The following is a 13875-nucleotide window of genomic DNA, read 5'->3' on the forward strand; positions in this document are numbered from 1 at the left end:
TGAACTTGCCAGGCACTTGCGGCAACTTGCGCGCTTCTTAATACAAGGAGCAACTGATGTCCGGTTCACTGGCCCAGGCGTTCGCGCACAATTTTCTCGGGCATTCGCCCCGCTGGTACAAGGCGTGCATCGTCGGGTTCCTGATCCTCAATGCCGCGGTGCTGTTCACTGTCGGCCCGGTCGCCGCCGGCTGGCTGCTGGTGATCGAATTCATTTTCACGCTGGCCATGGCCCTCAAGTGCTATCCGTTGATGCCCGGCGGCTTGCTGCTCATCGAGGCTTTACTGCTGAAGATGACCACGCCGCAAGCGCTGTACGACGAACTGGTGCACAACTTCCCGGTGATCCTGCTGCTGATGTTCATGGTCGCAGGCATCTACTTCATGAAGGATCTGCTGCTGTTTCTGTTCTCACGGTTGCTGCTGGGCGTGCGCTCCAAGGCGCTGCTGGCGCTGATGTTCTGCTTTCTCTCGGCTTTTCTGTCGGCGTTTCTCGATGCCTTGACCGTCACTGCGGTGATCATCAGCGCGGCGGTCGGCTTCTATTCCGTCTACCACCGTGTGGCCTCGGGCAATGATCCGCGTCAGGACAGCGAATTCAGCGACGACCGCCACCTGCCGGCCCTGCACCATGAAGACCTGGAGCAATTTCGCGCATTCCTGCGCAGCTTGCTGATGCACGGCGCGGTCGGTACTGCACTCGGCGGGGTCTGCACCCTGGTGGGCGAGCCGCAGAACCTGCTGATCGGTCATGAAATGGGCTGGCATTTCGCGGAGTTTTTCCAGAAAGTCGCGCCGGTCTCGCTGCCGGTACTGGTGGCCGGCCTGGTGACCTGCGTGCTGCTGGAAAAACTGCGCTGGTTTGGCTATGGCACCCTGCTGCCGGACAACGTCCGCGCCGTGCTGGCCAATTACGCCGCCGAAGACAACGCCGAACGCACCCCGCGCCAGCGTGCTGCCCTGCTGGTGCAAGGCACTGCCGCGTTGATCCTGATTGGTTGCCTGGCATTTCACGTTGCCGAAGTCGGCTTGATCGGTTTGATGGTGATCGTGTTGATCACCGCGTTCACCGGCATCACCGACGAACATCGTCTGGGCAGCGCGTTCAAGGACGCCATGCCGTTCACCGCGTTGCTGGTGGTGTTCTTTGCCGTGGTCGCGGTGATTCACGATCAACAACTGTTCGCCCCGCTGATCCAGTGGGTGCTGGCGCTGCCGGCGGAGCAACAGCCGGGCATGCTGTTCATCGCCAACGGCCTGCTCTCGGCGATCAGCGACAACGTGTTCGTCGCCACGATCTACATCACCGAAGTGAAACAGGCCTTCCTGTCCGGGCACATGAGTCGCGAGCATTTCGAGACACTGGCGATCGCGATCAACACCGGTACCAATCTGCCAAGCGTGGCGACACCTAATGGCCAGGCGGCGTTCCTGTTCCTGCTGACCTCGGCGATTGCGCCACTGGTGCGCCTGTCGTACGGGCGGATGGTGTGGATGGCGTTGCCGTACACCTTCGTGATGGGCCTGCTGGGCTGGTACGCCGTCAGCTACTGGCTCTGACAACAACCTCATGTAGGAGCTGCCGAAGGCTGCGATCGTTTGATCTTGCTGCATAAAAACAAGATCAAAAGATCGCAGCCTGCGGCAGCTCCTACAGGTGTTACTGGAGGATGTACTTCTCGATCGCCTGCGCCACGCCGTCGTCGGTGTTCGGCGCAGTCACCACATCGGCCTGGCGCTTCACCGCCTCTTCCGCCTGCCCCATGGCAATCGACAATCCCGCGCAATGGAACATCGCCGGGTCGTTGCCGCCATCGCCAATCGCTGCGGTCTGCGCCAGCGGGATATCAAGGTGCGCGGCAATCGTCGCCAGTGCGGTGCCCTTGTTGGCCTCCAGCGCTGTCACGTCCAGATACACCGGTTGCGAACGAGAAACCTGAGCCATGCCGCTGACCTTGGCCAACAGGCGCGCCTCAAGCTCGATCAGCAGATCGGTGTTGTTACTGGTGGCGACGATCTTGTCGATGCGCTCCAGGTACGGCTCGAAACTCTCGACCACCACCGGCGGATAACCGAGGCCGTGTTGTTCGCGCGGCACCATCGGCCCGTGCGGATCCTTGAGCAACCAGTCGCCACCGCTGAACACCCAGATCTCCACATCCGGCTGGTCAGCGAACAACGCCAGGGCAATCAGTGCGGTCGGCACCGGCAGGTAATGCGCCACCAACAGGCTGCCATCCGGATTGACGATGGTGCCGCCATTGAAGGCGGCGGTCGGCAGATCGACGCCCAAGGCTTCGATCTGCTGCAACATGGCTTTGGGTGGGCGCCCGGTGGCCAGGCTGAACAACACGCCGGCCTCACGCAGCGAACGAACGGCATCGATGGTGCGCTGGCTCAGGCTGTGATCGGGCAGCAACAGCGTGCCGTCCATGTCACTCAGTAAAAAGCGGATCGAGTCACTCATCCCAGACCATGCCAGACGCGACCATCGCGAGTCAGCAGATCATTGGCGGCTTGCGGGCCGTCTTCCCCGGCAGCGTAAGTCTGCACACTCGCATCCTGTTGCCAGGCATCGAGGAACGGTTGCACCGCGCGCCAGCCGTTCTCGATGTTGTCGGCGCGCTGGAACAGCGTCTGGTCGCCGGTCAGGCAGTCGTAGATCAGCGTTTCGTAGCCGGTGGACGGCTGCATCTCGAAGAAGTCCTTGTAGGCAAACCCCAGCTCGATGTTGGCCATGTTCAACGCCGGCCCCGGCCGCTTGGCCAGCAGGTCGAACCACATGCCTTCGTTGGGCTGGATCTGGATGCGCAGATAGGTCGGCTGCAACTCGTCGACTTCGGTATCCCGGAACTGCGCGTACGGCGCCGGTTTGAAGCAGATGACGATCTCGGTGTCGCGCACGCTCATACGCTTGCCGGTGCGCAAGTAGAACGGCACCCCGACCCAGCGCCAGTTGTCGATCATCACCTTCAGCGCGACGTAGGTTTCAGTGTTGCTGTCAGGCGCTACGTTGGCTTCCTGCCGATAGCCATTCAACGCTTTGCCATCGACCTCGCCGGCGCGGTACTGACCACGTACCGAATTGGCTCGTGCCTCTTCAACGCTCCATGGGCGGATCGCGCCAACCACCTTGGCCTTCTCGCCGCGCACGGCGTCAGCGCCGAACGCGGCCGGCGGCTCCATGGCGACCATCGCCAGCAACTGGAACAGGTGATTGGGCACCATGTCACGCAGCGCACCGGTGTGCTCGTAAAAACTGCCACGGGTTTCGACGCCGACGGTTTCGGCGGCAGTGATTTGCACGTGGTCGATGTAATGGTTGTTCCAGAATGCTTCGAACAGGCTGTTGGAGAACCGGCTGACCAGAATGTTCTGCACGGTTTCCTTGCCCAGATAATGGTCGATCCGATAGATCTGTTTCTCGGACATCACCTTGAGCAGACAGGCGTTCAACGCTTCGGCGGTTTGCAGGTCGGAGCCGAACGGCTTCTCGATCACCACCCTTCTGAATGCTTCGGGGGTTTCCTCCAGCAACTTGGCCGCGCCGAGACGGCGTACCACTTCACTGAAGAAACGTGGCGCGGTGGCCAGGTAGAACACCGCATTGCCAGTGCCGCTGTCGGCAATTTTTGCCGCCAGCGCGGAATAAGTGCTGTCGTCCAGGAAGTCGCCCTGGACGTAGCTGATACCTTTGGCAAGCTTGGCCCACAAGGCCGGATCAAGCATCTGATCGCCCTTGCCGACTTTCGCCGCCACTTCGGTACGGATGAAGTCTTCGAGTTTTTGCGCGAAGGCCTCATCGGTAATGGCGTTGTGATCAACGCCGACGATCCGCAGATTCTCGTCAAGCAAGCCGTCGCGACTGAGGTTGTACAGCGCCGGCATCAGCAAGCGCTTGACCAGGTCGCCGTGGGCACCGAACAAAAACAGCGTGGTCGGTGGTGCGGGTTCTGCCTTGGATTTTCTGCGGATCGTATGGGTCATTTCTTCGGTGTCTCCACGTGGCCGCCGAAGCCGAAGCGCTGGGCCGAGAGAATCTTGTCGCCAAAAGTGCCTTGACCGCGCGAGCGGTAGCGCGAGAACAGCGAGTTGGACAGCACCGGAACCGGCACCGCCTGCTCCATGGCCGCTTCGATGGTCCATTGACCTTCGCCGCTGTCAGCCACCGAACCGGAGAAGCCGTCGAGTTTCGGGTCGCTGGCCAGTGCGTCGGCGGTCAGGTCGAGCAGCCATGAGGACACCACGCTGCCACGGCGCCAGACTTCGGCGATGTCGGCAACGTTCAGGTCGAAACGCTGATCTTCCGGCAGACGCTCGCTGGACTTGGTCTTGAGGATGTCGAAGCCTTCGGCGAACGCGGCCATCATGCCGTACTCGATGCCGTTGTGAATCATCTTCACGAAGTGCCCGGCACCGGCAGGACCGGCGTGAATGTAGCCGTGCTCGGCACGGGAATCCTCGGACTTGCGATCCTTGGTGCGCGGAATGTTGCCCATGCCCGGTGCCAGCGCAGCGAACAGCGGGTCCAGACGGTTCACGGTCTCGGCGTCACCGCCGATCATCATGCAGTAGCCGCGCTCCAGGCCCCAGACGCCGCCGGAGGTGCCGACGTCGATGTAGTGCAGGCCCTTCTCCGACAGAGTCTTGGCGCGGCGGATGTCATCCTTATAGTTGGTGTTGCCGCCGTCGATGATGGTGTCACCGGCTTCCAGCAAGTCGCTCAGAGTGTTGATGGTGTCTTCGGTCGGCGCGCCGGCCGGCAGCATGACCCATACGGCACGTGGCTTGGCCAGGCCTGCCACCAGAGCGGGCAGGTCAGCAACGCCGGTGGAGCCCTCGGCGACCAGGTTATCGATGAAAGCGGTATTGCGGTCGTAAACAACGGTGGTATGACCGTTGAGCATCAGACGTCGCGCAATATTGCCGCCCATGCGGCCCAGTCCAATAATCCCGAGTTGCATGTGCTGATGCTCCTTACTACAAATAAATGTGTGTCATTGGTTATAGCCCAACGCGACTGATGGAGGTTAGTCCAGAGCGTTGCGATGAAGTTTCCGGGCATTGTGCCCGATCCAGAGTGATAACGCCCCGAATCCTGCCGAAGACACACCGACCATGAAAAATAAAAAAGTTCCATTCATGGGCAAAAGAAATCAAAATTGGCGCCGATAGCAAGTCAGTAGCCCCGACGCGGGGACGATTTGCAGTTGAGACACGCCATTTGCGAGGTGAGCAATGGGCACAGTACACACAGCAATGCCGCCACAAACCCTGTACGTCACGATCCGTCGCGATGAATTGCGCCAGTTGAAAGACGAGCGCGACCAGTTGAAGCAGGAGCTGGCGCAGCTGCGCTCGCTGACTCAGGGCGCTCAGCCCAAACCTCTGCCGGTTGTCCAGCGCAATCCGCACGCCTGACCTGCCCCGCCTGCTTCGGGAACGGCGCCTGTCGTTCCCGACATGATGCTTCCCTGCCCCTGATCAGCAACTAACGAAGTTTTCACATTGCCTTGGTGATACTCCGGCCCATTCTGGCCGTGCGTTTGCGCGCGGCTTCCGTTCGTCGGTTTCATGTAGTGTTCCGGCGGTGGTTAGTGACGATGAGCTGGAGTGCTGAATGGCATTGTTCAAACGCAGCAAAACGACTGCGACAGGTTTCGACTGGGCCGGGGTTCTCTGGCTGTTCGCTTTCTTCTGGTATTTCTCGGGCATCACCCAACTGTTGATTCAGCTGACCGGCACTTCCGGTTTCAGCGGTTTCCGTCAGGCCTTCGTGATGAGTGCGCTGTGGCTCGCCCCGATGCTGGCGTTCCCCAAGCGCACCAAACTGCTGGCCGCGCTGATCGGCGTAGTCCTGTGGGCTTGCTCGATGGCCAGCCTGGGCTATTTCTTCATCTATCAGCAGGAATTCTCGCAAAGCGTCATCTTCATCATGTTCGAGTCGAACATCTCTGAAGCCGGCGAATACATGACGCAGTACTTCGCCTGGTGGATGGTTCCGGCATTCCTCGCTCACACCGCTTTCGCCTACTTCCTGTGGACACGCCTGCGCCCGGTGTACATGCCCCGAGGCCGCGCATTCGTGGCCGCTCTGGCGATTCTGGTTGCCGTGGTCGGCTACCCGCTGATCAAGCAGACCCAACGCACCGGCAGTTTCGCCGGCGGTTTCGAGAAGTTCGAAGACCGTATCGAGCCAGCCGTGCCTTGGCAGATGGCGGTGGCCTACCACCGTTACCTCGACACCCTGGCCGGCATGCAAGACATGCTGCACAGCGCGAGCAAGGTTCCGCCGCTGCATAACCTGAAAGTTGCCGACGCCGATAAACCGTCGACCCTGGTGCTGGTGATCGGCGAGTCGACCAACCGTCAGCGCATGAGCCTGTACGGCTATGGACGCAAGACCACACCTGAGCTGGACAAGCTCAAGGATCAGCTCGCGGTGTTCGACAACGTCATCACCCCGCGCCCTTACACCATTGAAGCGCTGCAGCAGGTCCTGACCTTCGCCGACGAAGAAAACCCTGATCTGTACCTGTCCACGCCGTCGCTGGTCAGCATGATGAAACAGGCCGGTTACAAGACCTTCTGGATCACCAACCAGCAGACCATGACCAAGCGCAACACCATGCTCACGACCTTCTCCGAACAGGCCGACGAGCAGGTGTACCTGAACAACAACCGCAACCAGAACGCCGCGCAGTACGACGGCGACGTGATCGAGCCGTTCAACAAGGCGCTGACCGACCCGGCGCAGCGCAAGCTGATCGTCGTGCACCTGCTCGGTACTCACATGAGCTACCAGTACCGCTATCCGCCGACCTTCGACAAGTTCCAGGACCGTACCGGAGTGCCGGCCGGTGTGCGTGACGATCAGGTGCCGACCTACAACAGCTACGACAACGCCGTGCTGTACAACGATTTCGTGGTGTCGAGCCTGATCAAGGACTACGCCAAGTCCGATCCGAACGGTTTCCTGCTGTACCTCTCCGACCACGGTGAAGACGTGTTCGACTCCGCCGGCCACAACACTTTGGGCCGTAACGAGAACAAACCGACCGCGCCGATGTACACCATTCCGTTCATGGCCTGGGCTTCGCCGAAATGGCGCGAGAACCATGACTGGAACTTCGCCGCCGACCTGGGCCGGCCGTACAGCAGCTCACACCTGATCCACACCTGGGCGGACATGGCCGGTTTGAGTTTCGATGAACTGGACCGCAGCAAGAGCCTGGTCAGCGACAGCTTCAAACCGCGCCCGCTGATGATCGGCAACCCGTACGAACGCGACCAGCGCGCCTTGATCGACTTCAGCCTGATGAAGCCGAAAAAGGTCGACCCCACCGCTGCGAATGTCGTGCAACAGTAACCACTTGGAAGACGCCGGCTTCGAGAGATTGCAACCGGTGTAACGCCTGAAGAAAAAGCTCCGTATCGCAAGATGCGGAGCTTTTTTCGTTCTGGGCGGACAGGTTGCCCGCTTTTAAGGGGCTCTGCTGTGCCGCCTGCGGGAAATCGGAGCGGCCAGCATGCTCGCACGCCCCCTCCTCCTTGAAAAAGCAGCCAGCGCGCTCAGAGCGCGTCAGCGAATCGCGCCGCCGGGCTCAAGGATTTTTCCAGCACAAAAACAAACGCCCCGAACAAGTCGGGGCGTTTGTGGGGGCATTCGCTTGGGTGCTTTCACACCCTTCACGTTGCAGAACCGGCGTTATCAGTAAGCCTTGCCGGTCTTGTAGAAGTTCTCGAAGCAGAAGTTGGTCGCTTCGATGTAGCCTTCAGCGCCACCGCAGTCAAAACGCTTGCCCTTGAACTTGTAGGCCATGACGCAGCCGTTCTGGGCCTGCTTCATCAGGGCGTCGGTGATCTGGATTTCACCGCCCTTGCCTGGTTCGGTCTGTTCGATCAGGTCGAAGATGTCCGGAGTCAGAATGTAACGACCGATGATCGCCAGGTTCGACGGCGCGTCTTCCGGCTTTGGCTTCTCGACCATGCTGTGTACGCGGTAGATGTCGTCGCGGATCATCTCGCCGGCGATCACGCCGTACTTGCTGGTTTCCTGCGGATCGACTTCCTGAATGGCGATGATCGAGCAGCGGAACTGCTTGTACAGCTTGACCATCTGGGTCAGTACGCCGTCGCCTTCGAGGTTGACGCACAGGTCGTCCGCCAGCACCACGGCGAACGGCTCGTCACCGATCAGCGGGCGACCGGTGAGAATCGCGTGGCCCAGGCCTTTCATTTCGGTCTGACGGGTGTAGGAGAACGAGCACTCGTCCAGCAGCTTGCGGATGCCGACCAGGTATTTCTCCTTGTCGGTGCCTTTGATCTGGTTTTCCAGCTCGTAGCTGATGTCGAAGTGGTCTTCCAGAGCGCGCTTGCCACGACCGGTCACGATCGAGATTTCAGTCAGGCCAGCGTCCAGAGCTTCTTCAACGCCGTACTGGATCAGTGGCTTGTTTACCACCGGCAGCATTTCTTTGGGCATGGCTTTAGTCGCTGGCAGGAAGCGAGTACCGTAACCGGCTGCTGGGAACAAGCATTTCTTGATCATATAAGTCCTTGAAAGGGCTGTGTGTACGAGTTTCGGCGCAGTCTAATCAGGCGGCGTGCACCTTACAATGCCCCGCACTGGCTAACCGATGCCAACATAGAGAAATATTCTCGCCGATAGTTCCGTTGGCGACTTCGACCCGCGAAAACAGAGTAGCTCAAACACGCAAATGCGCTGCATCACCATACGCTCATCATCCCCCAATGTGAGGATTTGTCGGTATCATGGCGCCTTTGAACCAGCGAACGAGACAGATAGATGGCCGCGGTAAAAATCATCAACGGGTATGTGATCGACAAGAAAGACGGCAAGTGGAACCTGACCACGACCAATGGCGAACACATCGCCGGTCCGTTCGACAGCGAGCAGCTGGCGACTGATGTAGCGTCGGTGTTCACTGACACCCCTGCGTCGTCCAAACGCCGTGGCAAAGATCAGGACTGATCGGTTGCGACACACGCCGAGCCCTGCCCTTGTGCAGGGCTTTTTTGTCGCCGCTCGCAGCCCGATGAAAACAAGTGGCCAATCGCTATAACCATTTCATGCTGGCGCTGTCAGAGCGTTTAGCCCCTCCCTCGCTGAAGACGACACACTTATGAACATGAACAGAATGCTGCCGCTGATCGCGGTATTGGCCCTTGGTGGCTGTGCCACCTCGGAAACCACCTACCTGAACAACGGCGAACAGGGCTTGAGCATCGACTGCTCCGGGGAAGCCAACTCCTGGGCCACTTGCTACGAAAAGGCTGACGCCTCCTGCGCCGGCACCGGTTATCGCATCGTCGGTACCGACGGCACGCCGGCGCCCAAGGAAAGCGACAAGACCCTGGGGGTCGATGTCGGCAACTACAAGAATCGCAGTGTGGTGGTGGTCTGCAAATAGACCCTACATGTGGATCTCGGCGAACTTGATCCCGAGCCCGCGCACGATCTCGATCAGGTCGTCGAGCCGGGCGAAGGATTCGACTTCGTCGTTATCGTCCACCAGAAAATAGCTGCGACCGGCGCTCTTCTTGAAAAACACGATCCACTCACCCGAGTTCGCCGGATTTTGAATCACATGCGTGGCAGAGATAAGGCCCTCTGCATGCCGTTCCCGTACTTGCTCTCGCTTCATGCGCGACTCCAGAAATGAAAATGCCGTCACAGCATGACTGTGACGGCATCGGTGCTGATGAGCGCTATTCTATCAGCCGGAAATACACGCATTGGCGGCGTTTTGCACGTCACGGGGACGAACCGGCACATTGGACATCCGCTCATGCAGCTTGATGCTGCTGCCGCCGGAGCGGTCTTCGATATCAAACACCGCAGCCGCGCCGGTGGAAAATTTCCCGGGAACAATCACTCGCACGCCATCCTTGTGCGGCTGCATCTGCAGCGCGCCTCGGCTGTTGGCAAGCTTGTCGGCCAGGCACTGAGCATACTCATGGGGTTTCTTGCCGGAAATCACGCTCATGGTGGGCAACGTTTCGTTGATTTCGGAAACACTCGCGCAACCACCCACGACCAACATCAACGGCAGACACACCACACCCCACTTCATACAAATACCTCCCATAAAGACCCTCGGACAGCAGTAATGCCATTTTTCTCCGAGGCTTACTCCATTAAACCCGCATGGAATCGCGAATAACTGTTTTTAATTGTCAAAGCAGCGCCCGACGGCGGGATAATAACCCGTTCGGGCTGATAAACTGCGCCAATCGCACATGCTATCGTTTTGATTTAGTAGAAAAAGCCCTTCTGGAGGCGCCCATGAAATTCATTCACCAGCGCGAGCACCTCAACGAAGACGACATCGTCGTCATCCAATGCTCGCAAACCTGCAACATCCGCTTGATGAACGACGCCAACTTCCGTGCGTTCAAGAACGGCGGCCGCCACACCTACCACGGCGGCGCCTTCGACACGTTTCCCGCGCGCATCACCGCACCGAGCACCGGTTTCTGGAACATCACCATCGATACCGTCAACCGCCGCGCCATCAGCGTCACGCGCAAACCGACCCTGACTCACTCGATCAAGATCATCCGCCGCTCCAGCTCCAAACTGAGCTGAGTCGCCCCTAACGCAAAGGTAAGCACGACCGTGGCCCAAACGACCAAATACGTCATCAAATACAAGCTCAATGGCGAACGCCGCTTCGAATTCGCACAGCTGGAAAACGGCACCGTCGAAGAGGCCAAGGCCGCACTGGACGCCATTCACGGCCAGACCCAAGACGAGATCAGCGATATCGCCGTCAGCAAAGCGCTCTAAGTGCCAACCGGGGAGAAACGGCATACCCTTGGCACTGTCTGTCACGAGGTTCAATGACCGCCATGCACCCGACCACCCTCGATCTGTTTGCCGACGACGCCCTCGAACAACAGCCCCGCGATGAACAGATCGGCGAGCAATCCTGGGTGTTGCGCGGCTTCGCCCTGCCGGTGATCGATAAACTGTTGCCAGCGCTGGATGGCATTCTCGCCGCAGCGCCGTTACGCCACATGATGACCCCGGGTGGCTTCAGCATGTCGGTGGGCACCAGCAGTTGCGGCGCGCTGGGCTGGATCACCGACCGCAGCGGTTATCGCTATAGCGCTGTGGATCCGCTGACCGGAAAACCTTGGCCAGCCATGCCTGAGATGCTGTCCGAGCTGGCGCAGGCAGCGGCGCAACGCGCAGGGTTTGCCGACTTCCACGCCGACTCCTGCCTGATCAACCAATATGTCCCCGGCGCGAAGATGTCTTTGCATCAGGACAAAGACGAAAATGCCTACGCCGCGCCGATCGTCTCGCTGTCTCTGGGCCTGCCGGCGATGTTCCTGTTCGGTGGGTTTTCCCGCAGCGACAAGAGCCAGCGCATTCCTCTGCTGCACGGCGACATGGTGGTCTGGGGCGGGGTCGATCGCTTGCGTTTTCACGGGGTGCTGCCGATCAAGCCAGGCCAACATCCGCGCCTGGGCGAACGTCGGATCAACCTGACCTTGCGTGTCGCCGGGTGATCAGAAAAATTTGACCGCAAGGCCCGGAGTGTTGCCAGGATCGTCGCTGGTTAACCTGAATCAAACAGGTCAACGGACTACTTGCCATGAAAAAGCTGTCGCCCATCCACAATGTCGAAACCGATCCACGCTGGGCTGCCGTCGTTGCGCGCGATCCACAGGCCGACGGGCAGTTTGTCTATGCGGTGAAAACCACCGGCATCTATTGCCGCCCCAGCAGTCTTTCGCGATTGCCCAAGCCGCAGAACGTCGAGTTTTTCGATAGCGCGGAAGCTGCCGAAGCTGCCGGGTATCGGCCGAGCAAACGTACAAGCAAGGATCAGACGGCCGTTGCCAGCCAGCACGCTGCGACCGTGGCAAACGCCTGTCGGCAGATCGAGTCTTGCGAAACTGCGCCCACGCTCAATGAACTCGCCGAATCCGCCGGCCTCAGTCCTTTCCATTTTCACCGCATATTCAAGGCCGCAACCGGCCTGACGCCCAAGGGTTACGCGGCGGCGCAGCGCTCGCGCCGGGTGCGGGAACGGCTCGCGGATGGCGGCTCGGTGACCGATGCGCTGTACGACGCGGGCTTCAATTCCAACAGCCGTTTTTACGAGTCGGCCGACCAGGTGCTGGGGATGAAACCCGGTGACTACCGAGCTGCCGGTCGCAACAACGACATTCATTTTGCCGTTGGCCAATGCTCGCTCGGGGCGATTCTGGTGGCGCAAAGCGAACGCGGAGTGTGCGCGATTCTGATGGGTGACGATCCGCATCAACTGGTCTGCGACCTGCAGGATCAGTTCCGCAACGCAAACCTGATTGGTGCCGACGCCGGATTCGAGCAACTGATTGCCAAGGTGGTAGGTTTCATCGAAGCCCCGGCGCTGGGCCTGGATTTACCACTGGATGTGCGCGGTACCGCGTTTCAGGAACGGGTGTGGCAGGCACTGCGGGAAATCCCGGCGGGCCGCACCGCCAGTTACGCCGAAATCGCCCAACGCATTGGCGCACCGACCTCCATGCGCGCCGTGGCGCAGGCCTGCGGCGCCAACCGTCTGGCCGTGGCAATCCCTTGCCATCGCGTGGTGCGCAGCGATGGCAATCTCTCGGGGTATCGTTGGGGTGTGGAGCGCAAGCGCCAGTTGCTGGAGCGCGAAACCCAGCCTTAGCGAATCTTGCCGGGAATGCTCTCGGCTTGCCATTCGCTGAAACCAGCTCCACACCGGGTCGCAATGGTGCTTGCGCTGTCAGCGATTGACGTCGACCACAACCCTGCCGCGCAGCTGTCCGGCAAGCAGTTTCGGCGCCGCGTCGATGGCTTCGCTCAGCGCGATTTCATGGCTGATCAAGGGCAACAGGGCGAAGTCCAGATCCTTGGCCAGACGCGTCCAGGCCTCAATCCGCCGCGCCTTGGGCTGGGTCACGCTGTTGATCCCGGCCAACGTCACGCCGCGTAGAATGAACGGCGCCACCGACGCCGGAAAATCCATGCCCTGGGCCAGACCGCAGGCCGCCACCGTGCCTTCGGCGCGGGTGCTGGCACAGGCGTTGGCCAAGGTGTGACTGCCGACCGAATCGATCACTGCAGCCCAGCGTTCCTTGGCCAGCGGTTTGCCCGGTTCCGACAAGGTTGCGCGGTCGATGATCTCGCTGGCGCCCAGTTGCTTGAGGTACTCATGCTCGGACACCCGGCCGGTGGACGCCACCACGCGATAACCGAGCTGGCTGAGCAAGGCGATGGCGAAACTGCCCACTCCGCCATTGGCCCCGGTCACCAGCACTTCGCCCTGATCCGGAGTCACGCCGTTACGCTCCAGCGCCAGAATGCACAGCATCGCCGTGTAGCCGGCGGTGCCAATGGCCATGGCTTGCGCCGCAGTGAAGGCTTTGGGCAACGGAATCAGCCAGTCGCCATTGAGCCGCGCCTTTTGCGCCAAACCGCCCCAGTGACTCTCGCCCACACCCCAGCCGTTGAGCAGCACCTGGTCACCGGCCTGGTAGTTGGGATGCGAACTGACTTCGACCGTGCCGGCCAGATCAATCCCCGGCACCATCGGAAACTTGCGCACCACCGGGCTGCTGCCGGTAATCGCCAGACCGTCCTTGAAGTTCAGTGTGCTGTAGGCGACCTTCACCGTCACGTCGCCTTCGGGTAGCTGCGCTTCGCTGATCTGCTGCAGGCTGGCGCGATATCCGCTGTCGTCTTTGTCGATCAAAATGCCGTTGAACATGGCTGCCTCTCAATCAATGGGTTCAAATCCTCGTGCCCTGAAATAACACAAAGCAACACATTGCCCCACTCGACTTTGCGCCAATGCGCAAATCCGCCCAGTAATTATGAAACGGGCGG

At 60.0% G+C, this 13875-nt stretch carries 16 protein-coding genes; 9 read left to right on the top strand and 7 right to left on the bottom strand.

Going from position 1 to position 13875, the window contains the following annotated elements:
* Positions 1-56: 56 nt before the first annotated feature.
* Positions 57-1559, top strand: a complete 1503-nt coding sequence (gene nhaB / locus BW33_RS09315; protein ID WP_047598527.1) for a sodium/proton antiporter NhaB — start codon at positions 57-59, stop codon at positions 1557-1559.
* 100 nt (positions 1560-1659) lie between these two features.
* Here nhaB and BW33_RS09320 read toward each other — a convergent pair whose 3' ends face one another.
* From BW33_RS09320 to gnd, 3 genes are read right to left on the bottom strand one after another with little or no spacing between them, the layout of a single operon-like run.
* Positions 1660-2466: a Cof-type HAD-IIB family hydrolase gene (locus BW33_RS09320; RefSeq protein ID WP_047598528.1), complete on the bottom strand. Its 807-nt coding sequence runs from the start codon at positions 2464-2466 to the stop codon at positions 1660-1662.
* Positions 2463-3986, bottom strand: a complete 1524-nt coding sequence (gene zwf / locus BW33_RS09325) for a glucose-6-phosphate dehydrogenase (RefSeq protein WP_047598529.1) — start codon at positions 3984-3986, stop codon at positions 2463-2465. Before zwf ends, BW33_RS09320 begins: the two co-directional genes overlap by 4 nt.
* On the bottom strand, positions 3983-4963 hold the full coding sequence (gnd, locus tag BW33_RS09330; protein WP_047598530.1) for a phosphogluconate dehydrogenase (NAD(+)-dependent, decarboxylating): 981 nt from the start codon (positions 4961-4963) through the stop codon (positions 3983-3985). The genes zwf and gnd overlap by 4 nt, the downstream gene beginning before the upstream one ends.
* A 274-nt stretch (positions 4964-5237) precedes the next feature.
* Here gnd and BW33_RS09335 point away from each other — a divergent pair, with 274 nt between their 5' ends.
* Positions 5238-5420, top strand: a complete 183-nt coding sequence (locus BW33_RS09335; protein ID WP_003225385.1) for a DUF6026 family protein — start codon at positions 5238-5240, stop codon at positions 5418-5420.
* 199 nt (positions 5421-5619) lie between these two features.
* On the top strand, positions 5620-7368 hold the full coding sequence (locus BW33_RS09340; RefSeq protein WP_047598532.1) for a phosphoethanolamine transferase CptA: 1749 nt from the start codon (positions 5620-5622) through the stop codon (positions 7366-7368).
* A 342-nt stretch (positions 7369-7710) separates the two neighbouring features.
* Here the strand turns inward: BW33_RS09340 and galU are convergent, their stop codons facing one another.
* Complete coding sequence (gene galU, locus BW33_RS09345; RefSeq protein WP_007912230.1) at positions 7711-8550, bottom strand: UTP--glucose-1-phosphate uridylyltransferase GalU; 840 nt, start codon at positions 8548-8550, stop codon at positions 7711-7713.
* A gap of 258 nt (positions 8551-8808) precedes the next feature.
* On the opposite strand from galU, the gene BW33_RS09350 reads away from it, so the two are divergent.
* Both BW33_RS09350 and BW33_RS09355 read left to right on the top strand, forming a co-directional pair.
* Complete coding sequence (locus tag BW33_RS09350; protein ID WP_007964653.1) at positions 8809-8994, top strand: hypothetical protein; 186 nt, start codon at positions 8809-8811, stop codon at positions 8992-8994.
* A gap of 151 nt (positions 8995-9145) precedes the next feature.
* A complete protein-coding gene (locus BW33_RS09355) occupies positions 9146-9433 on the top strand; it encodes a hypothetical protein (RefSeq protein WP_007964655.1) in 288 nt (95 codons plus the stop codon).
* 3 nt (positions 9434-9436) lie between these two features.
* Here BW33_RS09355 and BW33_RS09360 read toward each other — a convergent pair whose 3' ends face one another.
* Together BW33_RS09360 and BW33_RS09365 are read right to left on the bottom strand one after the other, a co-directional pair.
* Complete coding sequence (locus BW33_RS09360) at positions 9437-9667, bottom strand: hypothetical protein (protein ID WP_027612691.1); 231 nt, start codon at positions 9665-9667, stop codon at positions 9437-9439.
* Between the two features lie 72 nt (positions 9668-9739).
* Positions 9740-10096 (bottom strand): hypothetical protein, encoded by a 357-nt coding sequence (locus BW33_RS09365; RefSeq protein ID WP_027612690.1) that lies wholly within the window; start codon positions 10094-10096, stop codon positions 9740-9742.
* 212 nt (positions 10097-10308) lie between these two features.
* Here BW33_RS09365 and BW33_RS09370 point away from each other — a divergent pair, with 212 nt between their 5' ends.
* The 4 genes from BW33_RS09370 (at position 10309) to ada (ending at position 12694) form a co-directional block, all read left to right on the top strand.
* A complete protein-coding gene (locus BW33_RS09370; protein ID WP_024164475.1) occupies positions 10309-10611 on the top strand; it encodes a DUF1883 domain-containing protein in 303 nt (100 codons plus the stop codon).
* Between the two features lie 30 nt (positions 10612-10641).
* The gene (locus tag BW33_RS29950; RefSeq protein WP_177327471.1) at positions 10642-10812 is read left to right on the top strand and encodes a hypothetical protein; all 171 of its coding nucleotides are present in this window, start codon (positions 10642-10644) and stop codon (positions 10810-10812) included.
* Between the two features lie 62 nt (positions 10813-10874).
* Positions 10875-11540: a DNA oxidative demethylase AlkB gene (gene alkB / locus BW33_RS09375; RefSeq protein WP_047598644.1), complete on the top strand. Its 666-nt coding sequence runs from the start codon at positions 10875-10877 to the stop codon at positions 11538-11540.
* A gap of 86 nt (positions 11541-11626) precedes the next feature.
* A complete protein-coding gene (gene ada / locus BW33_RS09380) occupies positions 11627-12694 on the top strand; it encodes a bifunctional DNA-binding transcriptional regulator/O6-methylguanine-DNA methyltransferase Ada (protein WP_047598533.1) in 1068 nt (355 codons plus the stop codon).
* 78 nt (positions 12695-12772) lie between these two features.
* On the opposite strand, the gene acuI is transcribed toward ada, so the two are convergent.
* Complete coding sequence (acuI, locus tag BW33_RS09385) at positions 12773-13756, bottom strand: acrylyl-CoA reductase (NADPH) (RefSeq protein ID WP_047598535.1); 984 nt, start codon at positions 13754-13756, stop codon at positions 12773-12775.
* Positions 13757-13875 lie beyond the last annotated feature (119 nt).

The sequence above is a fragment of the Pseudomonas sp. RIT288 genome (assembly GCF_000631985.1).
GTDB lineage: Bacteria > Pseudomonadota > Gammaproteobacteria > Pseudomonadales > Pseudomonadaceae > Aquipseudomonas.